The 21,805-nt window shown below is 72.8% G+C and carries 20 protein-coding genes; 6 read left to right on the top strand and 14 right to left on the bottom strand.

Features of this window, described 5'->3' with window-relative positions; all coding sequences use genetic code 11:
• Position 1: 1 nt before the first annotated feature.
• Genes ACZ6TB_RS30490 through ACZ6TB_RS30475 form a run of 4 tightly spaced genes read right to left on the bottom strand, consistent with a single transcriptional unit; the run spans position 2 to position 4,044 of the window.
• The gene (locus ACZ6TB_RS30490) at positions 2-820 is read right to left on the bottom strand and encodes a carbohydrate ABC transporter permease (protein WP_465559724.1); all 819 of its coding nucleotides are present in this window, start codon (positions 818-820) and stop codon (positions 2-4) included.
• Between the two features lies 1 nt (position 821).
• Positions 822-1,712 (bottom strand): carbohydrate ABC transporter permease, encoded by an 891-nt coding sequence (locus tag ACZ6TB_RS30485; protein WP_465559722.1) that lies wholly within the window; start codon positions 1,710-1,712, stop codon positions 822-824.
• A complete protein-coding gene (locus ACZ6TB_RS30480) occupies positions 1,712-2,998 on the bottom strand; it encodes an extracellular solute-binding protein (protein ID WP_465559719.1) in 1,287 nt (428 codons plus the stop codon). Before ACZ6TB_RS30480 ends, ACZ6TB_RS30485 begins: the two co-directional genes overlap by 1 nt.
• A gap of 8 nt (positions 2,999-3,006) precedes the next feature.
• On the bottom strand, positions 3,007-4,044 hold the full coding sequence (locus tag ACZ6TB_RS30475) for a LacI family DNA-binding transcriptional regulator (protein ID WP_465559716.1): 1,038 nt from the start codon (positions 4,042-4,044) through the stop codon (positions 3,007-3,009).
• A 187-nt stretch (positions 4,045-4,231) separates the two neighbouring features.
• Here ACZ6TB_RS30475 and ACZ6TB_RS30470 point away from each other — a divergent pair, with 187 nt between their 5' ends.
• Positions 4,232-5,152, top strand: coding sequence for an NAD-dependent epimerase/dehydratase family protein (locus ACZ6TB_RS30470; RefSeq protein ID WP_465559713.1), 921 nt, complete (start codon positions 4,232-4,234; stop codon positions 5,150-5,152).
• Positions 5,153-5,167: 15 nt separating this feature from the next.
• Positions 5,168-5,608, top strand: a complete 441-nt coding sequence (locus tag ACZ6TB_RS30465; protein WP_465559710.1) for a VOC family protein — start codon at positions 5,168-5,170, stop codon at positions 5,606-5,608.
• 3 nt (positions 5,609-5,611) lie between these two features.
• Here ACZ6TB_RS30465 and ACZ6TB_RS30460 read toward each other — a convergent pair whose 3' ends face one another.
• Positions 5,612-7,984, bottom strand: coding sequence for a sulfatase-like hydrolase/transferase (locus ACZ6TB_RS30460; protein WP_465559707.1), 2,373 nt, complete (start codon positions 7,982-7,984; stop codon positions 5,612-5,614).
• 115 nt (positions 7,985-8,099) lie between these two features.
• Between ACZ6TB_RS30460 and ACZ6TB_RS30455 the strand changes: the two genes are divergently transcribed.
• Positions 8,100-9,035, top strand: a complete 936-nt coding sequence (locus tag ACZ6TB_RS30455; protein WP_465559704.1) for a formylglycine-generating enzyme family protein — start codon at positions 8,100-8,102, stop codon at positions 9,033-9,035.
• Here the strand turns inward: ACZ6TB_RS30455 and ACZ6TB_RS30450 are convergent.
• Positions 9,025-10,209 carry a zinc-dependent alcohol dehydrogenase gene (locus tag ACZ6TB_RS30450; protein ID WP_465559702.1) on the bottom strand — a complete coding sequence of 395 codons (1,185 nt, stop codon included), beginning with the start codon at positions 10,207-10,209 and terminating at the stop codon, positions 9,025-9,027. The genes ACZ6TB_RS30455 and ACZ6TB_RS30450 overlap by 11 nt on opposite strands.
• Before the next feature lie 75 nt (positions 10,210-10,284).
• On the opposite strand from ACZ6TB_RS30450, the gene ACZ6TB_RS30445 reads away from it, so the two are divergent.
• Positions 10,285-11,376 carry a sigma-70 family RNA polymerase sigma factor gene (locus ACZ6TB_RS30445; protein ID WP_465559699.1) on the top strand — a complete coding sequence of 364 codons (1,092 nt, stop codon included), beginning with the start codon at positions 10,285-10,287 and terminating at the stop codon, positions 11,374-11,376.
• Here ACZ6TB_RS30445 and ACZ6TB_RS30440 read toward each other — a convergent pair.
• Positions 11,365-12,291 carry a zinc-binding dehydrogenase gene (locus ACZ6TB_RS30440; RefSeq protein WP_465559697.1) on the bottom strand — a complete coding sequence of 309 codons (927 nt, stop codon included), beginning with the start codon at positions 12,289-12,291 and terminating at the stop codon, positions 11,365-11,367. The genes ACZ6TB_RS30445 and ACZ6TB_RS30440 overlap by 12 nt on opposite strands.
• Positions 12,292-12,346: 55 nt before the next feature.
• Here ACZ6TB_RS30440 and ACZ6TB_RS30435 point away from each other — a divergent pair, with 55 nt between their 5' ends.
• Positions 12,347-13,096, top strand: a complete 750-nt coding sequence (locus tag ACZ6TB_RS30435; protein WP_465559694.1) for an AraC family transcriptional regulator — start codon at positions 12,347-12,349, stop codon at positions 13,094-13,096.
• On the opposite strand, the gene ACZ6TB_RS30430 is transcribed toward ACZ6TB_RS30435, so the two are convergent.
• From ACZ6TB_RS30430 to ACZ6TB_RS30410, 5 genes are all read right to left on the bottom strand, one after another.
• A complete protein-coding gene (locus tag ACZ6TB_RS30430; protein ID WP_465559691.1) occupies positions 13,093-15,357 on the bottom strand; it encodes a putative bifunctional diguanylate cyclase/phosphodiesterase in 2,265 nt (754 codons plus the stop codon). The genes ACZ6TB_RS30435 and ACZ6TB_RS30430 overlap by 4 nt on opposite strands.
• Before the next feature lie 68 nt (positions 15,358-15,425).
• Positions 15,426-16,502, bottom strand: coding sequence for an NAD-dependent epimerase/dehydratase family protein (locus ACZ6TB_RS30425; RefSeq protein ID WP_465559688.1), 1,077 nt, complete (start codon positions 16,500-16,502; stop codon positions 15,426-15,428).
• 38 nt (positions 16,503-16,540) lie between these two features.
• Positions 16,541-16,864 carry a plasmid stabilization protein gene (locus ACZ6TB_RS30420; RefSeq protein ID WP_465559685.1) on the bottom strand — a complete coding sequence of 108 codons (324 nt, stop codon included), beginning with the start codon at positions 16,862-16,864 and terminating at the stop codon, positions 16,541-16,543.
• 52 nt (positions 16,865-16,916) lie between these two features.
• Positions 16,917-17,789 carry an arginase family protein gene (locus ACZ6TB_RS30415; RefSeq protein WP_465559682.1) on the bottom strand — a complete coding sequence of 291 codons (873 nt, stop codon included), beginning with the start codon at positions 17,787-17,789 and terminating at the stop codon, positions 16,917-16,919.
• A 9-nt stretch (positions 17,790-17,798) separates the two neighbouring features.
• Positions 17,799-19,031, bottom strand: coding sequence for an MFS transporter (locus ACZ6TB_RS30410; protein ID WP_465559680.1), 1,233 nt, complete (start codon positions 19,029-19,031; stop codon positions 17,799-17,801).
• Between the two features lie 89 nt (positions 19,032-19,120).
• Between ACZ6TB_RS30410 and ACZ6TB_RS30405 the strand changes: the two genes are divergently transcribed.
• Positions 19,121-20,059 (top strand): LysR family transcriptional regulator, encoded by a 939-nt coding sequence (locus tag ACZ6TB_RS30405; RefSeq protein WP_465559677.1) that lies wholly within the window; start codon positions 19,121-19,123, stop codon positions 20,057-20,059.
• 43 nt (positions 20,060-20,102) lie between these two features.
• Here the strand turns inward: ACZ6TB_RS30405 and ACZ6TB_RS30400 are convergent, their stop codons facing one another.
• Both ACZ6TB_RS30400 and ACZ6TB_RS30395 read right to left on the bottom strand, forming a co-directional pair.
• On the bottom strand, positions 20,103-20,516 hold the full coding sequence (locus ACZ6TB_RS30400) for a cysteine hydrolase family protein (protein ID WP_465559674.1): 414 nt from the start codon (positions 20,514-20,516) through the stop codon (positions 20,103-20,105).
• Positions 20,517-20,635: 119 nt separating this feature from the next.
• Positions 20,636-21,805 carry an ROK family transcriptional regulator gene (locus ACZ6TB_RS30395; RefSeq protein WP_465559671.1) on the bottom strand — a complete coding sequence of 390 codons (1,170 nt, stop codon included), beginning with the start codon at positions 21,803-21,805 and terminating at the stop codon, positions 20,636-20,638.

The following is a 21,805-nucleotide window of genomic DNA, read 5'->3' as shown; positions in this document are numbered from 1 at the left end:
GTCACCCTTTCACGCCGGAGCCGATGTCGGTGGAGATGAACTGCCGCTGGAACGCGATGAACAGCGCGACCGCGGGGGCGGCCAGCACGCAGGCGCCGGCCAGGATCGCGCCGAACGGGTTCGTGGCCCGCGCCGACACGTTGCTGATGTAGTTGGCCAGCGAAACCGCCAGCGGTTGCATGTCCGCCTGCTTGGTGACCAGGAACGGCCACAGGAACTCGTTCCACGGCCCGATGAAGGTGAGCAGCACCGCGGTCAGCAGCGCCGGGCGCACCAGCGGCAGCGCGACCGACCACAGGATCCGCACCTCGCTCGCGCCGTCCAGCCGGGCCGCCGCGAACAGGTCGTCCGGCAGCTGCAGGAAGAACTGCCGGAAGACGAACACCGCGGTCGTGTTGATGGCGAACGGCAGAATCATCCCGAGGTACGAGTCGGCCAGCCCGTAGCCGCGGACGATCAGCACGTACAGCGGGATCAGCAGCAGCTGGAACGGGATGACCTGCACCAGCAGGACGAGCACGAAGAGCGTGCCCCGGCCGCGGAAGCGCAGCCGGGCCAGGGCGTAGCCGGCGAGCACGCCGAACACGACCGTGCCCAGCAGCACGCCGCCGGTGAAGATGCCCGAGTTCACCAGCGAGCCGACCAGGTCGACCCGCGAGTTGATGTCGGCGTAGTTCTGCAGCGTCAGACCGTGCGTGGGGAAGGCGCCCTTCACCGACGTGTCCGGCTCGGCCTGCAGCGAGCCGATCAGCATGTAGTAGAAGGGAAACAGGAAGATGAGCGCGCCGAGGAAGAGGCCGGCGTAACGCAGGACTTTCATGTCAGTCCCTCTCGATGAACCGGCGGTTGAGGTACGCGACGACCAGCACCCCGATGACCAGGAGCACCCCGAGTGCGGCCGCGAAGTCGGGCTCGCCCTGCTGGAGGCCGCGCTGGTACATCACCAGCACCGGCGACGACGAGGCGCCGTCCGGGCCCCCGCCGCCGGTCAGCAGGTAGGGCTCGGTGAACAGGTTGGCGCCGGTGATGAGCGCCAGGATCACCACGAGCGCCGTGGCCGGGCGTACCGCGGGCACGGTGACCGACCAGAACCGGTTCCACGCTCCGGCGCCGTCGACGGACGCCGACTCGTACAGCTCCTTCGGCACGTTCTGCAGCGCCGCGAGGTACAGCAGGATGAAGAAGCCGAGCTGCTTCCAGGTCACGAAGACGGCGATGACCGGCATCGCCAGGTGCTCGTTGATGAGCCAGGACGGGTTCGGCGCCAGCGGGCCGAGCACCTGGTTGACCAGGCCGTCCGAGTTGAACAGGAACAGCCACACACCGACCACGGCGACGCTGGCCGTCACGTACGGGACGTAGAACGCCACCCGCAGGAACGCCCGCCCGTGCACCGCCCGGTTGAGCGCCACCGCCAGCAGCAGCGCCAGCGCGGTGGTCAGCGGCACGTTGATGACCAGGAACACCACGATGTTGCGGAACGCCTGGCGCACCCCGGGATCGGAGAGCACCGCCTTGTAGTTGTCGAACCCGACGAACGGATGGTCCACGATGGCCCCGGGCGCCGCGAAGAAGTAGTCGTGGAAGCTCATCCACACGGCGAACCCGAACGGGTAGGCGAAAATCACGGCGAGATAGACCGCGTACGGCGCGGCCAGCACCATCCCGACCGGGTGCCGCCCGAGCACCCGGTCCCGCGTGGCCGCCGCCATCAGGAGCCGCTGGCCAGCTGGTCGACCTTCGTGGCCGCGGCCGAGAACGCGTCCGGCACGGGCTGCTTACCGAAGATCACCGACGAGGAGTACGCGTCCCGGAACGCCTGCCAGATGGCGACCGAGTTGGGCACGTTCGGCACCTCGACCGTGCGCGCGGCCTGGTCGGCGAACTGCTTGTAGGCCGGGTTCTTGGTGAAGTAGTCCGGGTAGGCGGCGGCCACGTCCTTGCGCAGCGGCATCTGCCCGGTCTTCTCCAGCAGCGCGCCGTCCTGGTCCTTGCTGGTGGCGAACTTCATGACCTCCCAGGCGGTGGCCCGGTTCTGGCAGGCGCTGTACATGGCCACGTTCTTCGCGTCGCTGAACGTCTTGATCTCGGAGGCGGGCTTGCCGGTCGAGGTCGGCACCGGCACCGCGCCCCACTTCACCTTGCTGCCGTAGACGGCGATGGCCCACGGGCCGACGATCGCCATGGCGGCCTTCTTGTCGGCGAACGAGTCGCCGTTGTACGTCTCCTTGCCGGCCATGCCCTCGTCGTAGAGGGTCTTCCAGAACGCCGCGACCTTCTGTCCCTCGGGCGAGTTGAACTGGGCCTTGTTGTCCTTGACCAGCTGGGTGCCGCCGGTCTCGGCCAGGAACAGCGGGTAGAAGTCGAACCAGGACTGGAAGAACTCGCTGGTCGGCGCCGGGTAGATGGCGAACTGCGCGGCGTTCGTGGACTTGATCTTTCGCGCGGCCGCGAGCACATCGTCGTACGTGCTCAATGCCGGCTTCTCGGGGTCGAGGCCCGCCTTGGCGAAGATGTCCTTGTTGTAGAAGATCATGACGGGGTTGGACTTCCACGGCATCTGGTAGAACTTGCCGTCCGGCGACTTGTACTGCTCGGCCGTCTCGCCGGTGCGGTCGCTGATGTACTGCGCGGCGCCGTCGAAGGTGTCGAGCGCGACGAGGCCGCCCTGCTTCTGGAACTGCGGCACGGCGGCCGGCGACGTGTTGAAGATGAGGCAGGGCGCGTTGCCGGCGGTGATGGCGGCCCCGATGACCTCTTCCGAGCTCTTGCCGGCCGGGATCTCCTGCGCGGTGATCTTCTGGTCGGCGTGCTGGGCGTTCCAGGCCGCGACCATGGCCTTGCCCCAGGCGAGCTCCTCCTCGTTGTTGGAGAGCCAGACGTTGATGGGGCCGGTGGCGGCGTTGGCCTTCTTGGCGTCCCCGCCGCCGCCACCGCAGCCGGCGGCCGCGATCGCGAGGGTGAGGGAGAGACAGATGGCCGGGAGGGTGCGTTTCATGGTGTCTCCTAGGTGCGGCGTCTCCGGTGGGAGGTCGGTGGCGGCGCGGTGGACGCGCGGACGATGAGCTGGGCGAGGGGAGCGGGAACGTCGGCCGAGGCGCCGGGCTTCTCGATGAGCTGCAGCAGGGCCTCGGCGGCGGTCTTTCCCCAGAGGTACGGGTCGGTGCGCACGGTCGTGAGCGGCGGGCTCACGTAACCGGCCAGGTCGGTGTTGTCGAACCCGGTGACGGACAGCTCGGCCGGGACGGCGATGCCCAGCTCGAGCGCCACCGCGAGACCGGCGATGGCCATGAGGTCGTTGGCGTAGACGATCGCCGTGGGCCGGTTCCCGGCGGCCAGCAGCGTCCGGGTGGCCCGGGCCCCGCCGGCGGCCGTGAAATCGGCCTCGATCACCGGGCCGGCGTGGGCGCCCGCCGCGTCCGCCCAGGCCTGGCGCCGCCGGTGACCGTGCAGGAAGTGGGCCGGCCCGGCGACGTGCGCGATCCGCCGGTGCCCGAGCTCGGCGAGGTGACGCACGGCGGCCTCGATGCCCGGCCGGTCGTCGACCAGCACGGCCGGGAAGTCGCTGGGCACGTCCGGCCGGGCGATCGTCACCGCCGGCAGGTGCAGCGAGCGCAGCAGCGCGATGCGCGGGTCGGCGACGCGCAGGTCGAGCAGGAACACCCCGTCGACCCGCTTGGCGTCGGCCAGCCGCCGGTAGCCGGCCTCCTCCTCGTCCTCGGGCACGACCTGGAGCACGAGCGCCTGCCCGCGGTCGGAGAGGGTGCGCTCGACCCCCGCGATGAAGGCCGGGAAGAACGGGTCGGCGCCGAGCAGCTCGGGCGGTCGCGCGAGGACCAGCCCGACCGCGAAGGCCCGGGAGACGGACAGCGCGCGGCCCTGGTGGCTGGGTGTCCATCCGAGATCCCGGGCGGCGTCGAGGACGCGCTGCCGGGTCTCCTCGGCCACGCCCGGCCGCCCGTTGAGGGCGAACGAGACGGTGCCTTTGGACACCCCCGCGATCCGCGCTACATCGCGGATCGTGGGCCGTTCCGGCCTGGTCATCCCGCCTCCAGGGGGTACGTCTGAACCGGTTTGAACGTCAACCTAAACCGGTTTGAACGACCCCGCAAACGGAGACGGCGAAAATATTCGACCCGGTGATCGCCGCGCGTTTCGTTCAAGGCCGGGGCGGCGCGGGGGCATACGGTCGGAGGCGCTTCCCCACCCGACAGCGAAGGAGCCACGCCCGATGATCCTGGTCACCGGCGGCCTCGGCATGATCGGCGCGCACACCGCCGGCGCGCTCGCCGACCTCGGGCACAAGGTCGTGGTCACCGCTCATCACCGGGCGCAGGTGCCGTCCTTCCTGGCCGGCCGGGTCACGGTCGAGCGCCTCGACGTCACCGACCGGGAGGCGTTCCTCGCCGTCGCCGATCGCCACGACGTCGGCGACATCGTCCACCTGGCCGGCAGCATCCCGGCCGGGGACCCGGTCGGCTTCTTCCGCGCCGACCTGGCCGGGCTGCTCAACGCGCTGGACGCGGCCCGCGCCCGGGGCGTGCGCCGGTTCGCGGTGGCGAGCAGCCTCGGCGCGTACATCGGACGCGGCGAGATCCCCTGGCACGAGGGTCTCGCGCTGCCGGCCGCGTCGCTGCCGCACCCGATCATCGCGTTCAAGAAGGCCGTCGAGCCGCTCACCACGCACGGCCTGGCCGGCAGCGGCGTCCAGCCGGTGGTGCTGCGGATCGGGAGCACGTGGGGACCGCTGATGGACCCCGAGTCGCCGTTCAACTCCATCCCGCCCTTCATCAGCGCCGCGCTGCGCGGGGAACAGCCCCGGCCGACGTACGCCGGCGACGGTGGCGACTTCTGCTACGCGCCGGACGCCGGGCGGGCGATCGCCCTGCTGATGACCGCGGACGAGCTGCGGCACGACACCTACAACGTGTCCGGCGGACGGCCGTTCACCAACCGGGAGCTCGCCGACGCGGTCGAGGCGGCGATCCCCGGCCGGCGGATCGAGCTGCGGCCCGGGCGGCGGCACGGCCCCGGCGCCGACCCGTACGTCGACATCGCCCGGCTCACCGCCGACACGGGCTTCACGCCCGCCTTCGACGTGACCACCGCGGTGGCGGACTACGTCCGCTGGCGCGCCGGCAACGACCGCTGACAAGGGAGAATCCACATGGCCATCCAGCGCATGGACAACGTCCTCATCGTCGTCGAGGACATCGACGCCGTCATCGCGTTCTTCGTCGAGCTCGGCATGGAGCTCGAGGGCCGGGGACCGGTCGAGGGAAAGTGGGTGGAGCGCGTCATCGGGATCGACGACGTCCGGCAGGAGGTCGCCATGCTGCGGATCCCGGGCGCCCCCGGCGGCATCGAGCTGGCGATGTTCCACACGCCGAAGGCGATCCGGTCCGAGCCGGTCGACGCACCGGCGAACACGCTGGGCATCCGCCGCGTCATGTTCGCCGTCGACGACATCAACGACGTCGTGGCCCGCCTGCGCACCCACGGCGCCGAGCTGGTCGGCGCCGTGGAGCGCTTCGAGGACATCTTCCTGCTCTGCTACGTCCGCGGCCCCGAGGGCATCGTCGTCGGGCTGGCCGAGCAGCTCGAATAGGCCTTACTGACGGGCGATGGCGATGCGCAGGCGCTCCTCGGGGTCGATGGCGTGCCCGTGGTCGTCGTCGCCGACGTCGAGCCGCACCTGGTGGATCTTTCCGGTGAAGCGGCTGGTCGCGGTGGTGTAGGCGGGCGTGACCGGGGTGCCCGACTCGTAGCCGATGTCGGTGGTCTCGTCGGCCGAGAAGACCATCGGCTGGGTTGCTCCGACCCGGCCGGCGCCCACCTGCGTACCGTCATAGGTAAGGGTGACCGCGCCGCCCTTGGCCAGCCCGCCGCCGTCGTAGGCGAAATGCATGCGCACCTCGTGGCGTCCCGCGGGGATCGCCGTGTCGGCCTCGGTGACGAACTCCTGGATGCCGAGCACGTTGTAGACGAACCGGGCCCGGCCGTCGCGGACGTGCACGCACCAGCCGCCGAACCGGCCGCCCTGCGCGATGATCACGCCGGTGCCGCCGCCGTCGGGAACCGTGACGTCGGCGGTGATCGTGAACGACTTGTTCTTGACGCTCACCACGCTGTTCTCGGAGAGCCGCCCCATGCCCGGGTAGAACACCTGCGATCGGCCGCGGACCAGGGTCGGGCGCCCGGCCATCCCCGGGTCGATCCGCTCGGCGGTGCGGTCGTCGAGCGGCAGGGCGTTGTACTTCACCGCCTCGATCAGCCACAGCCGTTGCAGCCGGCCGAGCATCTCCGGCATCTTCGCCGCCAGGTTGTCGGCCTGGCTGTAGTCGTCGCTGCCGTCGTAGAGCTCCCACAGGTCGTCGTCGAAGGCCGGCATCGCCCCGCCGACCATGACCCACGGGGTGCGGTGCTTGGTCACCGCGCTCCAGCCCCGGTAGTAGACGCCGCGGTTGCCGAACATCTCGAAGTACTGCAGGTCGTGCCGCTCCGCGGCGCTCGCGTCGCCGAAGCTGTAGAGCATGCTCGTGCCCTCGATCGGCGACTGCTGCACGCCGTTGACCATCGTCGGCTCGGGCAGGCCGGCCGCTTCCAGAATGGTCGGCGCCACGTCGATGACGTGGGTGAACTGCGACCGCAGGCCGCCGCGCTCGGCGATGCCGGCCGGCCAGTGCACGATCGTGCCGTTGCGGGTTCCGCCCCAGTGCGACGCCACCTGCTTGGTCCACTGGAACGGGGTGTCCATCGCCCACGCCCAGCCGACCGAGTAGTGGTTGTAGGACGTCGGGGAGCCGAACTCGGCGACCTTGCCGAGCAGGAACTCGGGGGTCTCCAGCGCCGCCATCCCGTTGAAGTTGGCCATCTCGTTGAAGGCGCCGTTCATGGTGCCCTCGGCCGACGCCCCGTTGTCGCCGACGATGTAGTAGATCAGCGTGTTGTCGAGGATGCCGAGCTCCTCGATGGCGTCGATCACCCGGCCCACGTGGTGGTCGGTGTGTTCGAGGAAGCCGGCGTAGACCTCCATCTCGCGTGCCAGCACCGGCTTGAGCTCGTCCGGCATGTCGTCCCAGGCGGTGATCTCGGCGTGCCGCTCGGTCAGCCGGGCGTCCGCCGGGATGACGCCGAGCTCCTTCTGCCGGGCGAAGGTCCGCTCCCGCTGGACGTCCCAGCCCTCGTCGAACTGTCCCCGGTACCGGTCCGCCCACTCCGCGGGCACGTGGTGCGGCGCGTGGGTCGCGCCCGGCGCGAAGTAGACGAAGAACGGCTTGTCCGGCATCAGCGCCTTCTGCTGGCGGATCCAGTTGCGGGCGCGGTCGGCCAGGTCCTCGGTCAGGTGGTAGCCCTCCTCGGGGGTGGCCGGCGGCTCGACCGGGGTGGTGCCGTCGTAGAGCGCGGGATCCCACTGGTTGTTCTCGCCGCCGATGAAGCCGTAGAACGTCTCGAAGCCGCCGCCGGCCGACGGCCACGCGTCGAACGGGCCCATCGGCGAGGACTGCCAGACCGGCACCTCGTGGCACTTGCCGAACTGGGCCGTCGAGTACCCGTTCAGCTTCAGCGTCATCGCCAGCGGCGCCTTCGTGTTCGGCCGCAGCGAGCTGTTGCCCGGCGCCGACGTCGCGGTCTCGGTGATGCTGCCCATCCCCACCGAGTGGTGGTTGCGGCCGGACAGCAGCGCGGCCCGCGACGGCGCGCACAGCGCGGTGGTGTGGAAGCGGTTGAACTTGAGGCCGCCGGCCGCGAGCCGCTCGGCGGTCGGCGTCCGGCACGGGCCGCCGAACGCGCTGGACGCGCCGAAGCCGACGTCGTCGAGCAGCACGATGAGGACGTTCGGCGCCCCGGCCGGCGGCCGCAGCGGCTCGATCGGCGGGTACCGCGTGTCCGGGTCCTTGGCGTCGTAGGTCGTCAGGCCGGGCGCCGGGCGGTCGGGGATCGGCAACATCGTCCGCGCGTGGCGATCGGGTCCGTCGGTCATCATCGGCCTCCCGGCTCGGCTCGTGGTTTCGCCGAGTGTCCGGGCTGGACCGGGCCGCGTCCTCATCCGTCGCGGGTGAGGACGCCGGCCGCACCCGCCCGCGACGATTGCTGCCGTGGACCCGCACGCGTGCTGCACCCCGAGCCGGGGGCCGGATGCGCCGGCCACCGCCGTCCGCCGCGACCGCCCGCCCGTCCGGGGAACGCACGGCATCGAGCAGCGGCCCGTCCCGGCGCAGACCTTCCGGATGGGCGACCGGCACGGCGACGACCGGCACGGCGACGGCGAGACGCCGGCGCACGAGGTCACGCTGGGCGCGTTCGCCATCGACGCCACCACCGTCACGAACGACGACTTCGGCGCGTTCGTCGCCGACTCCGGATATGTCACCGAGGCCGAGCGGTACGGCTACTCCGCCGTCTTCCACGGCGCGGTGGCCGCCGACCACGCCGACATCATCGGGCCGGCCGGCGGGGCGCCCTGGTGGTTCGGCGTGCGGGGCGCCGACTGGCGGCACCCGGGTGGCCGGCGGTCGAGCCTGCACGGCCTCGCCGACCACCCCGTCGTCCACGTGACCTGGCACGACGCGGCCGCCTACTGCGCCTGGGCGGGCCGCCGGCTGCCGACCGAGGCCGAATGGGAGTGCGCCGCCCGCGGCGGCGTCGCCGGCGAGCGCTACCCGTGGGGCGACGACCTGGCCGCCGACTGGCCCTGCAACATCTGGCAGGGGGCGTTCCCCCGGCACAACTCCGGCGCCGACGGGTGGATCACGACGGCGCCGGTCCGGGCGTACCGGCCCAACGCGTACGGCCTCTGGCAGCCGGTCGGCAACGTCTGGGAATGGTGCGCCGACTGGTGGGACCGCGACTACTACGCCGTGTCGCCGGCGGCCGACCCGGCCGGCCCGCCGACGGGGGAGCAGCGGGTCATGCGCGGCGGCTCCTACCTCTGCCACGAGTCGTACTGCAACCGCTACCGCAACTCGGCCCGCTCGGCCAACACCCCCGACTCGTCGACCGGCAACACCGGCTTCCGCACGGTCACGGCTTGAGGACCACCTTGATGCAGCCGTCCTGCTTGTTCTTGAAGATCTCGTACGCGTGCGGCGCCTCCTCGAGCGGCAACCGGTGCGTGACCAGGTCGTCGACGCCGAGCGGGTCGTCGTCGCCGGTCAGCAGCGGCACGATGTCGTCGACCCAGCGCTTGACGTGAGCCTGGCCCATCCGCAGCGTGACGCCCTTGTCGAAGAGATCCATCATCGGGAACGGGTCGGCCTGGCCGCCGTACACGCCGATGATCGACACCGTGCCCGCCCGGCGCACCGCACCGAAAGCGTCGGTGAGCGCGGCCATCCGGTCGATGCCGAAGGTGTCGATCGCCTTCCGGGCCAGAGCGTCGGGGAGCTTGCCGGCCGCCTTGACCGCCGCCGCCTGCACCGGCGAGCCGTGCGCCTCCATGCCGACCGACTCGACGACACCGTCGGCGCCGCGCCCGCCGGTCATCTCCAGCACCGCCGCCGGGATGTCCTCGACCGAGGACGTGTCGAGCACCTCGATGCCGTGCCGGGCCGCCATGGCCAGCCGCTCGGGCACGTTGTCGGAGGCGATCACCCGCTCGGCGCCCAGGTGGCGGGCGATGCGGGCGGTCATCTGGCCGATCGGGCCGAGCCCGGTGACGAAGACGGTGTCGCCGGGCCGGATGTCGGCGTATCGGGCCGCCTGCCACGAGGTGGTGAGCACGTCGGAGAGGAAGAGGAACCGCTCGTCGGGGACGCCGTCCGGCACCTTGATCGGCCCGAAATGGGCCTGCGGGACGCGCAGGAGCTCGGCCTGGCCGCCCGGCACCTGGCCGTAGAGCCGGGTGTAGCCGAACAGCGCGGCGCCCTTGCCCTGGTCCTTGACCTGGGTGGTCTCGCACTGGGCGAAGTAGCCGCGGGAGCACATCCAGCAGCGGCCGCACGAGATGTTGAACGGGATGACCACCCGGTCGCCGGGCCGGATGTGGGTGACCTCGGGACCGACCTCCTCGACGATGCCCATCGGCTCGTGCCCGAGGACGTCGCCGGGGTCGAGGAACATCCCGAGCACGTCATAGAGGTGCAGGTCGGAGCCGCAGATGGCGGTCGAGGTGATGCGCACGACGGCGTCGGTCGGCTCCTGGATCTGCGGGTCGGGGACCGTCTCCACCGAGACCTTGCCGGTGCCCTGCCATGTCAAAGCTCTCATGGGTCTCCGGGGTGCCCCGGACCGGCCCGGTTATTCCGGTGTTTGCAATTGTTGTCATTGGGCAAGTTTAGGTTCGTGCAGCTGACCGAGGATCTGGACCTGGTGGCCGGCCGGTACCTGTCCGCCCGCGAGCAAGCCGGCGACCGGCGCCGGGAGCGGCTGCGGGACGAGTTCGTCGGCCACTGCCTGCCGCTGGCCGGGCGGCTGGCCCGGCGGTACGGCGGCCGCGGCGAGGCGGCCGAGGACCTGGAGCAGGTCGCCCGGCTCGCGCTGGTGAAGTCGGTCGACCGGTTCGACCCGGAGCGCGGCTCGTTCACCGCGTACGCGATCATCACGATCACCGGCGAGCTCAAGCGGCACTTCCGCAACCACGGCTGGGGCGTCCACGTGACCCGCCGCCTCCAGGACCTCATGCTCGAGGTAAGCCAGGCGACCCGGACGCTCACCGCCGAGCTGTCCCGCCGGCCCACCGACGACGAGGTCGCCGCCCGGATGGGCATCGCGGTGGAGGACGTGCGCGACGCCCGGTCGGTCGCCGCCGCCTATGCTCCCGGCTCGCTGAACGCCCCGGCCGAGGGCTACGAGGCGCGGGAGGTCGGCGACCTGCTCGGCGACCTCGACCCCGAGCTGAGCCGGATCGACGACCGGCTCACCGTCGAGCGGCTGATCTGCCACCTGCCGGCCCGCGAGCGGCGGATGCTGGCCCTGCGCTTCTACGGCAACCGCAGTCAGGCCGAGATCGCCGAGGAGCTGGGCATCTCGCAGATGCACGTCTCGCGGCAGCTCGGCCGGGCGCTGGCCTGGCTGCGCGAGGCGATGCTCGGCGACGAGATCCCGCCGTGGTCGGGCGTCGACCGCACCGATCGCCGGTTCGTCCTCGCCACCTCCTGGCACGGCAACGACCTGCGGCTGGAGGTGCGCGGCGAGGTCGACCGGGACAACGCCGGCCTCCTTCGCGACGAGCTGCTGGCGGTCGTGAGCGCCGAGCAGCGCCTGGTGGTGGATCTCTCGGGCGTGCCGGCGCTGGACGCGGCCGGCATCGGGGTGCTGGTGGCGCTGCACGAGGCGGCGCGGGCGCGGGGCGCGGAGGTGCGGGTCGAGGGACTTCGGCCGTACGCGTACCGGATCGCCGCCACCACCGGCCTGCGCGACGTCCTAGGGCAGTAGCACCAGCTTCCCCGCGGCCCGGTTCTCCTCCATGTGCCCGTGGGCGGCGGCCACCTCGTCCAGGGCGAACACCCGGTCGACGTGTGGCCGGTGGACGCCCGCCTCGACCTGGTCGACGATCCGCTGCAGCACGGCCGCGGCCCCCTTGAGGTCATCGCTGTGGAAGGCCGTGAGCCGCGTCCCCGACGGGATCATCGCGATCGGCTCGAAGTCCGGGACCAGCCAGCCGCTGAGCGAGCCCGCCACGCACACGGTCCCGCCCCGGCACACCCGCCGCAGCGAGTCGGCCACGGTGCGGGCCCCGACCAGGTCGAGCACGTGGGTCGGCCGGCCGGGCAGGGCTTCGCCCTCGAGGAAAATCCGCCCGCCCGCCTTGGCCGGCGACCGGGTGGTGGCCCAGACCTCGACGCCGGCCGCCGCCGCGATCGACGCGGCCGCCAGGCCGACCGACGACGTCCCGCCCCGGATCAGCAGCCGGTCGCCCGGTCCCGCCCCCAGCGCGTCGAGGGCGCCCCGCGCCGTCAGGTACGTCTCCGGCAGCGCCGCCAGCACCTCCCACGGCAACGTCGTGGCGACGGGCATGAGCAGCGGGTTCGGCAGCAGCGCGTACTCGGCGTAGCCGCCGTCGAACCGCCGGCCCATCTCGCCCATCACCGCCGCCACGGTCGTGCCCTCGAGCAGTGCCGGATCGGTCGAGGCGGCCACGGTTCCCACGCACTCGATGCCCAGCACCCGCGGGAACCGCACGCCCGGTGAATGCCCCTGCCGGGTCCGCAGCTCGGACCGGTTGAGCCCGGCGCCGCGCACCCGCACCAGGCTCCAGCCCGGCCGGACCGCCGGCACCGGCAGCTCACGAATCTCCAGGACCTCCGGGCCACCCGCCCGCACACAGACCGCCGCACGCATCGTCGTCATGCCTTGCACGGTCGCTCGCCGCCGACGTGGCCGTCCACCGGTAGAATGCCAAGTCATGCCCATAGCCCGCCAATCCCGGATCTGGCCATCCGGCGGCGTCCATCTCTGGCCGTCGGGCGGCGCCAGCGCCGAGCATTCCCACCCCCGCGGCCACCTCGTGTACGCGGCGAGCGGCGTCCTGGCCATGCACACCGAGCGCGGCACCTCGATCGTCCCGGCCAACCGCGTCGCCTGGATCCCGGCCGGTTCCGCCCACCACCACCGCGCGCACGGCGACACCGACATGCGCATCGTCTTCCTGCCGGCGTCCCTGGCCCGGCGCGCCCCCGGCGGTCCGGCCGTGTTCGCGACGTCCGGCCTGGCCCGTGAGGTGCTGCTCACGCTCACCGGCGACCGCACCTTCGACCGGGCCGCCCGGGGCCGCCTGCACCGGGTCCTCGTCGACGAGCTGCGCGAGGCCCGCGAGCAGCCGCTGCACCTACCCGCGCCGCGCGACGACCGGTTGCGGGCGGTGGCCCGCATCCTGGACGACGATCCCGCCGACAACGCGACCCTGGCCGCCTTGGGAAAGAAAGTGGGGGCGGGCGCGCGTACGCTCAGCCGCCTGTTCCGCGACGAGCTGGGCATGACGTTCTACGAGTGGCGCACCCAGTTGCGGGTCTGCCACGCGCTGGTGCTGCTGGCCGAGGGCCACGACACCACCCGCGTGGCCGCCGCCTGCGGCTGGGCCAACCCGAGCCACTTCATCGCCGCCTTCACCGCCATCGTCGGCACCACCCCGGGCCGCCACCGCACCGGCGGCTAGACCGCGCCGACCTGCTGGCGGGCGGCCAGCCAGCCGGCCGCGAACTCGTCGCCCGGGACCGGGCGCGACCACAGGAAGCCCTGGCCGTACTGGTAACCCATCTCCCGCAGCATGGCCGCCTGGGCGGGCGTCTCGATGCCCTCGGCCACCGAGCCGAAGCGCAGCGCCGTCGAGATCTGGCTCACCGCGTGCGCGACCGCCATCGGGCGGGCCTCGGTGGTGACCTCGCGGACGAACGAGCGGTCCAGCTTCAGCGCCGTCACCGGGCAGGTCAGCAGCAGGCCCAGCGACGACGCGGCGGTGCCGAAGTCGTCGAGCGCCACCGCGACGCCCAGCGCGCGCAGGTCGTGCAGGGCGGCCACGGCAGCGTCGTCGTCGAAGACGGCGCTCTCGGTGACCTCGATGGTCAGGCTCTCGCCGGTCAGGCCCGCCTCGGCGAGCGCGTCGCGCACCTCGGCCACGAAGCCGGGCTCGCGCAGCTGCCGGCCGGCCACGTTGACGCCGACCCGCATCGTCGCCGCGGCCGGGAACTCCCGCCGCCACGCCGCCATCTGCCGGCAGGCCTCGCGCAGCACCCGGCGGCCGAGCGGCACGATCAGGCCGCTCTCCTCGGCGATCGGGATGAACTCGTCCGGCGGCACCGTGCCCAGCTCCGGCCCCGTGTGCCAGCGCAGCAGCGTCTCGGCGCCGACCAGGCCGCCGCCGTCGAGCCGGACGATCGGCTGGAACACCAGGCGGAACTGGTCCGAGTCCAGGGCGTCGCGCATCCGGGCGGCCAGGTCGGCGGTGCGGCGGATCCGGCCGCCCAGCGACGGCGTGTAGCGGACCCAGGTCGCCCGGCCGCGGGACTTGGCCTCGTACATGGCGATGTCGGCGTCGCTCATCAGCTCGGCCTGATCCTTGACGCCGTCGCTGCGGGCCACGCCGATCGAGCAGCCCACGGTCGCGTCGTTGTGCAGCAGCGGGAACGGCCGGGCCAGCTCGGCCAGGATCCGCTCGGCGATGCCGTCCGCGTCGCCGCCGGTGACCAGCACCGCGAACTCGTCGCCGCCCAGCCGCGCCACCAGCTCGGTCTCCCGCACCACCGCGCGCATCCGGCCGGCCACCTCGACCAGCAGCGCGTCGCCGGTGGCGTGGCCCATCGTGTCGTTCACGGTCTTGAAGTGGTCGAGGTCCACCAGCAGCAGCGACACCGGTCCGGCCGCCATCGCCCGGGCCACCTCGTCGGTGAAGTGCACCCGGTTGGCCAGCTTGGTGAGCCCGTCGTAGAGGGCCTGGTCGCGCAGCCGCACCTCGTGCCGGCGCAGCTCGTCGATCAGCGCGGCGTTGTCCTGGAACGCGACCAGCTGCCGGGCCACGACCAGGGCCACCACGGCGATGGCGCCGGCCACCGAGATCCACACGCGGGTGCCGGCGCCATCCGGCAGGGTGGTGACCAGGGCGATGAAAACCACGATCACGGAGACGTACGGGGCGAGACTGTACGGCTTGCGACGGCGCGGCCCGAACGGGTTCGCCGCGTCGCGCAGGAGCAGCTGCTGGATCCGCGGTCCGGCCGCGACCAGCGGCGACGCCAGCAACTGCACGGCCAGCATGACGGTGGACGCGTGGTCGCCCGTCGGGGGGACGAGCAGCCCGGCGCACAGCAGGAGCGCGGCCGTGACCATCGGCGCCGCCGCGGCCCGGTGCATCGGCCCGTTGCCGGAGAGCACCATCTTGACCGCGGCGAACGTGGAGACGGCCGCGACGATCGCGGTGGCCATCGGCGCCGCCTCCGGGCGCCCGGACGGGCCGACCACGAAGCAGCAGGCCACGATGGTGCCACCGACCAGCACCGTGGCCGAGTCGAGCCAGCGCGCCAGCCGGGTCCGCCCGCGGTCGGCCACCGGGTGGGTGAGCATGGTGACCGTGACGGCGAGCTGGCCGACCGCGAGCAGCGCCGACTGCGCGACGCCGGGCGCGAGCGAGCCGGCCGGGTCGACCAACGCTTGGACCGCTTGGACGCTGTCGCCGACCACGAAGAGGGCGGCGGCCGCCGCCATCACCCGCCAGAACCGGCGGGTGGCCTCGCCGGTGACGGCCGCCACCCGCCAGGAGCACCAGGCGAACGCGAGGTCCATCGGCGGCTGGGCCACCCACAGGATCTGCGCCTGCCGGCTCGCCTCGCCGGACATGACGGCGAGCAGGACGACGGCGATCAGCGACCAGAGCGCGAGGAACCGCAGCAGCGGGTCTCGCGCGAGCGCTCTCCAGGGGGTCATGGAGCCTTCCGGGCGGGAACGGTTTCCAACCCCTGACATGTCGGCAGCGAGCACCCCGACCTGAGCGGTCAGTACGGGTCGCCGGTCCCGGGCAGCCGCCCGCGCAGCAGCCCGGCCGGTCGCCCGGGCCGGGCCGGATCGCCGGAGAGCGGCGGGCTCGGCGCGTGGGCCCGCTCGGCGATCCCGGCGACCAGCTCGCGCAGGGCCGAGACGGCGTCGTGGCGGGGCTGCCAGCCGAGCTCGCCGGTGGCCCGCCCGGTGGACATCAGCGGCGCGGCGAGGGCCAGGTGCACCCAGCCGGCGTCGACCGGTTGCAGCCGCAGCCACCAGGTGAGCGCGGCGGCGCCGGTCAGGGCGAATCCGGGCACGGGCACGCGTACGCCCTGGAAGATCCGGGCCGCCAGGCGCGGGTCGAGCACCGGATCGGCCGCCACGTTGTACGCGCCTCGCGCGTCGGACAGCACGATCCGGGCATACGCGTCGGCCACGTCGTCGGCGTGCACCGCCTGCAGCCGCAGCCGCGGATGCGCCGGGATCAGCGGCACCCGCTGGGGACGCAGCAGCGGGGCGGGCAGCAGCGGGCCGGCGAAGTACCGGGAGATCTCGGTGCCCGCCTCGCGCTGGAAGATGAGGCCGGGACGCACCCGGACCACCCGCATGGCGGGGTGGTCGGACTCGACCTCGTCGAGCATCCGTTCCACGAGCGCCTTGTGCCGGCTGTACGACGACCGCAGGACGCCCCGGCGCGGGTAGTCCTCGGTGACCAGGTCGTGCTTGGGGCCGGGCGAGTAGACGCCGACCGAGGAGGCCTGCACCAGCGCGTCCACCCCGGCGCGCAGGGCGGCCCGGGCGACCGCGGCCGCGCCGAGCACGTTGGTGCGGAACAGCCGCCGCTGGTCGTGGCTGGGCTGGATCTGCCAGGCCAGGTTGACCACGGCGGCGGCGCCGCGGAAGACGTCGGTGAGCCGTTCGTCGGCCCGTTCGCCCGCGACGTCCACCGAGTGCCACTCGACGCCGTGGTAGACGCCGGTGTCCTCGGGGAGCCGCCGGGCCACCCCGGCGATCTCGAGACCGGACTCCGTTCGCAGGCGGCGCAGGAGTGCCGTTCCCGTGTTTCCCGTCGCTCCGATGATCACTACGCGCATGGTCTCCGCTTACCCGGCCATCCGCGTCCGAACCACCCTCAGCCGGCCAGCGCCTTCTCCAGCTGCGCCTTCGTCATCGAGGAGCGGCCGTTGATGTTGCGCTTCTTCGCCTCGTTGTAGAGCTGCTCCTTGGTGCGGCCACCGGCCCCGGTGTGCGACCGCTTGCCGCCGCGGTGCCCGGAGGAGACGTCCTTGATCGAGGACCGGCTCGCCGTCTTCGACTCGCCGGCGCGGGCCCGCTCCTTGTTGACCGTGCGCGCCGCGATCTCCTTGGCCTGCTTCTCCGAGCCGCCGCGCTCCTCGACGCTCTCCTTGATGTGCTCGTACTGCCGCTCCCTCTTCGGGCTGGAACCTGCGGGCATGCGCACCTCCTTCGTCTTCCGCGAAGATGCCCCACGGTTCACTCGGCAAACCTCAGCCGAGCAGGGGGAAGCCCGCCACCAGCTGCCGCAGATGCATCACCTGACGGGGGATGAACTCGGCGATGGTCAGGCCCACCACGTCGGCCGCCGAGCTCAGGTCGGCGACGACCCGGCGCGCCTGGGCGCCGGTCAGCCCGTCCGGCTCGGCGCCCAGCCCGAGCACGACCTCGTTGCTGTCGACGGTGTCGACGTCGAAGTGCAGCGCGATCTTCGAGCAGCCGGTCGCCGCCAGCCACTCCAGCAGCGGCTGCGACGTCGTGCGCAGGTCGGCCGGGGCGAAGTCGTGCACGCCCCAGGCGTCGAGGTTGCGGTGCTCCTCCTCGTTCCAGGCGTGCAGGCCGGCCACCGCGACGCGGGACGGCGGCACGGTCGCCGGGAGCAGGCCCAGCACCTCCGGGTCGCCGTGGCCGGTCAGCGCGCCGAGCGCCATCGCGTGGAAACCCGGGTAGTCGCTGGCCGGCGTGCCGCAGTCGGGGTGTGAGTCGACCCAGACGATCGCCAGGTCGTCGCCGTAGCGGGCGGCGAGCGACGCGAACGGCGCCACGCTGACCGCGCACTCGCCGCCCAGCGTGACGATCCGCGCCGGGTCGTGCCGACGGATGACCTCGAGGGCCCCGGCCAGCTGGGTGACCACCACGTCCTTGGCCTCGATGCCGTCCCGCAGCCCGAGCCCGGTGTCGTCCATGGCGACCGGCACGGCGGCGGTCGGGCCGTCGTGCGGCGGCAGCACGGCGGCGAGCACCGCGGAGCCGACGGCGTAGCCGCGGCGGGCCACCTCGAACGGGAACTCGGGCGCAAGCTCGCGGACGCTGGACGTGCCGGCGCCCTGCCACTGCGGCCAGATCAGGCGCAACGTCGAAGTCATGCCTCGGTTCTACCCGCCCGGCGTGCGGACGGCGAGCCGGTCGGCGGCGCGGCGGCGGGGCAACAGCAGCGGGCTGGCCAGGATCAGCAGCCCGGCGAAGCCGATCGCCGCGCGCGGGCCGGTGACGCCGGCGAGCACCCCGAAGAGGGCGCTGAGCACGGCGATGGCGCCGCTGGTGCCGATCGACCAGGCGGTCAGCGTGCGGGCGACGAGCTCCCGCGGCGTCGCCTCGAGGCGGTAGGTGGCCAGCACCGGCGTGTACAGGCTCATGCCGATGATGATGGCGAGCTCGACGGCGATCACCGTGACCAGACCGGCGACGCCGGGCCGGATGAACACCAGGCCGATCAGCCAGACCGCGCGCAGCGTGCCGGCCACGCGCAGGACCCGGTCGCGGCCGTGGCGCGCCACGGTGCGGCGGGCCAGCCGCGAGCCGATCAGGCCGCCGAGGCAGGGCGCGGCGAAGGCGAGCCCGTACTGCCAGGGCGGGAAGCCGAGCGTGCGCAGCATCAGCACCGCCAGCAGCGGCTCGGTGGCCATGATGAGCCCGCTCACGACCAGCTGGTTGAGGTAGAGCGGCCGCAGATCGGGGTGGGTGAGGATGTGCCGCCAGCCGTCGAGCACGTCGCCGGGCCGCAGCCGGCCGGCCGGGCGCTGCGCCGGCTCCTCGCGGTGCCGGATGGCGGTGATGCCCAGCGCCGAGAGCAGGTAGCTGACCGCGTCGGCGAGCACGGTGGTGACCGGTCCGAACAGGCCGATCGCCGCCCCGCCCAGCGGCGGCCCGACCGCGATCGAGCTCCAGTTCGTCGACTCGAAGCGGGCGTTGGCGACGAGCAGATCGGCCGGCCGGACGAGCGCCTTGAGGTAGGCGCCACTGGCCGCGTTGAAGGCGATCTTTGCCGTCGCGACGACGGCCGACACAACCAGCAGTTGCGCGAACGAGAGACGATGCAGCGCGTACGCGAGGGGGATCGTCATCATCGCGGCGAAGCGCGCGAGGTCCGTCCCGATCATCACCGACCGCTTGCGCCGGAACTCCACCCACGGCCCGAGGGGCATGGCGACCAGCGCGCCGACCGCCGGGCCGACCGCCGAGAGAGCCGACACCTGGGCCGGCCCGGCGTGCACGACCAGCACCGCGAGCAGCGGGAGCGCGCCGAAGCCGAGACCCGAGCCGTAGGCGCTGACGGCGTAGGAGGCCCACAGCCACCCGAACGGCCGGCCGAGCGATCGTCGCGACATCGGGTGATCGAAGCAGGGCCGGCGGCCGCGATCAAACAACCGGCCCGGCGGCGAGCCACAACCGTACGTTGTCTGGCATGGTTTGCCGCATGGATCTCGACGCCGTGCGCACGTTCGTCGCCGTCGCGGACGATGGCCAGTTCCAGGAGGCCGCGGCCGCCCTGTCGATCACCCAGCAGGCCGTCTCGAAGCGGATCGCCGCGCTGGAGAAGGACCTCGAGGTGCGGCTGTTCACGCGCACCGCCCGCGGGGCCCGGCTCACCATCGACGGCCAGGCCTTCCTGCCGCACGCCCGCGAGCTGCTGCGGGCGGAACGACGGGCCGACGCCTCGGTGCGACCCGGCCGGCGCGCCCTGCGGGTCGACGTGCACAGCCGCCGGACCGCCCCCGGCGTGCTGCTGCAGGACTTCTACCGGGCCCATCCCGGCGTCGACCTGGACGTCGTGACGCTGCTCGACGCCGACGTCGGCGCGGCCACCGAGGAGGTCGCGGCCGGGACGATCGACGCCACCTTCCACGCCGTCACCCAGCCGCTGCCGCCCGGGATCGAGGCCGTGCGGGTCATCGACGAACGGCACGAGCTGCTGGTCGGGCCCCGCCACCCGCTCGCCGGGGCCGCGTCGGTCACGCCGGCCCGGCTGGCCGGCCACCGGATCTGGATGCCCGGCATGGCGCCCGGCACCGAGTGGTCCGACTACTACGACCAGCTCGCCGCCGCGTTCGGGCTCACCATCGACCGGGTCGGCCCGGTCTTCGGCTACGAGGCCCTGCTCACCGAGATCGCCGACTCGGCCGAGCTGGCCACCCTGGTCGGCGAGAACTCGCGCTACCTGTGGCCGGACCGCTACGACCTGCGCCGCATCCCGGTGCGCGACCCGGCGCCGATCTACCCGATGTCGCTGATCTGGCGGGCCGGCAACCCGCACCCATCGCTGGCACGCCTCCGCGACTACCTGGTCGCTCGGCTCGTGCCCGCACCCCCGGCGCAGCAATGGCTGCCCGACTGGGGTAGCCGGTGGTGCCATTGAAGCTGCCGCCGCCGCGGACATCCCCAGAACGTCCCGCCCACCGTCAGCCGGTGGTCAATCGCCGCCGCCAGCCGGCCAGCAGCACGCCGCACGACTCGGGCGACGGGTGCGCAAACCGGAAGTAATCACGGACCACCCGGTTGGAGGTCGCCTCGCACCGATCGATGCCCGACACCAGGTCCTGCGGGACCACGTAGTGGAAACCGCGTTCCTCGGCCCCCAGCACCGCGTACAGCGCGCAGCACTGTAGTTCCACCCCGCCGATCACCAAGCCATCGATGTCCCAGTCCGCCAGGACGTCGAGGAATTGATGACTCTGCCAGATGTCGAATCGGTGCTTGACCACGACGCGCGCCGCCGGAACCGGTGGCACGAACAGCTCGGCTCCGGCCGACCCCGCCACGCACATCGTGCTGCCGGCCTCCCACCGTCTCTGCCGCTCGGTCAGCCGATCCACGTCGCAGCTGGTCCACCCGGCTGACCACGTCGGCTTCGTCCACGCCGTCCATCCTCGCGCACGCGCAACCACGCAACGTCCCGCCACCAGCGGGTGGGGAACCGGGCGGGGCGGGTGGGTCAGTCGCGGGTCGGGGCGACCGGTGCGCTCAGGCCGACGGTGAACAGCCGCGCGTCGACCTCGTTGAGTGCCAGCCGCAGGGCGCCGAACGCGACGCTGTCGGCGCCGAGCGTGGACGCCCGCACCTCGGGCACGCGCAGGACCAGTTTCTCCAGCTCGCGTCGCAGCGGGTCGAGCACCAGGTCGGCCGAGCGGGAGAAGCCGCCGCCGAAGATGACGACCTGCGGGTCGAGCGCGAGCACCAGGGCCGCGGTGCCGACGGCTATGTCCTTCACGAAGCGGTTGACCGCCGTCCGGGCGTCGCGGTTGCCGTCGCGGGCGGCGTTGAAGACCCAGGCCGCGGCGTCGTCGGGGCTCACCGTGGCGGGCACGCCGGGGCACTTCTCGAGGTGCGCGGGAGCGGCCAGCCACCGGACGGCCTTGAGCGCCCCGATCTCGCCGGCGGCGCCCCCGAAGCCGCGCCGCAGCACGCCGTCGATGATCAGGCCGGCGCCCATGCGCATGCCGGCCAGCAGGTAGACGATGTCGTTCGCGTCGCGGGCCGCGCCCTGCCAGCGCTCGGCCAGCGCGGCGAGCTTGCAGTCGTTCTCGACCACCACCGGGCACGGGAAGCGACCGCTCAGGTGCGCGGCGAGGTCGACCGTGCGCCAGCCGGGCAGCGGGGTGAACAGCGTGGTCCGGCCGCTGTCGTCGACCGGGCCGGTGACGCCGACGGTGACGGCCCAGATGTCCTGCGCCGACTTGCCACTTTCGGCCAGGCAGGCGGCGAGGATCTGGTCGAGGGCGGCGAGACGCGCGGACGGGTCGGCGTCGGCGGCGACCGACACCCGTACGGTGTGCTCGACGTTGCCGTCCAGGTCGGCCAGCAGGGCCAGTATCTTGTGCGCGCCCACGTCCACGCCGATGACGTGCCCGGCCGTGGCGCGGAAGCGGTAGCGCCGCGCCGGCCGGCCGACCGTGCTGCTGCCGCCGGGCTCGACGATCGTCGCCCAACCGCTCGCGACCAGGCCCTGGGCGATCACGTCGACCGCGGGCCGGGAGAGCCCGGTCAGGTTGGCGAGCTCGGTGACCGTGGTCGGCGGCTGATCACGCAGCGCGCGCACGACGGTCAGGGAGTTGAGCTCACGAAGCCGCGTCAGGTCCGTTCCCGAGATGACCTGATCCGTCAC

Source organism: Actinoplanes sp. NPDC051537 (genome assembly GCF_055586105.1).
This window is presented reverse-complemented; position numbering and strand designations above follow the sequence as displayed.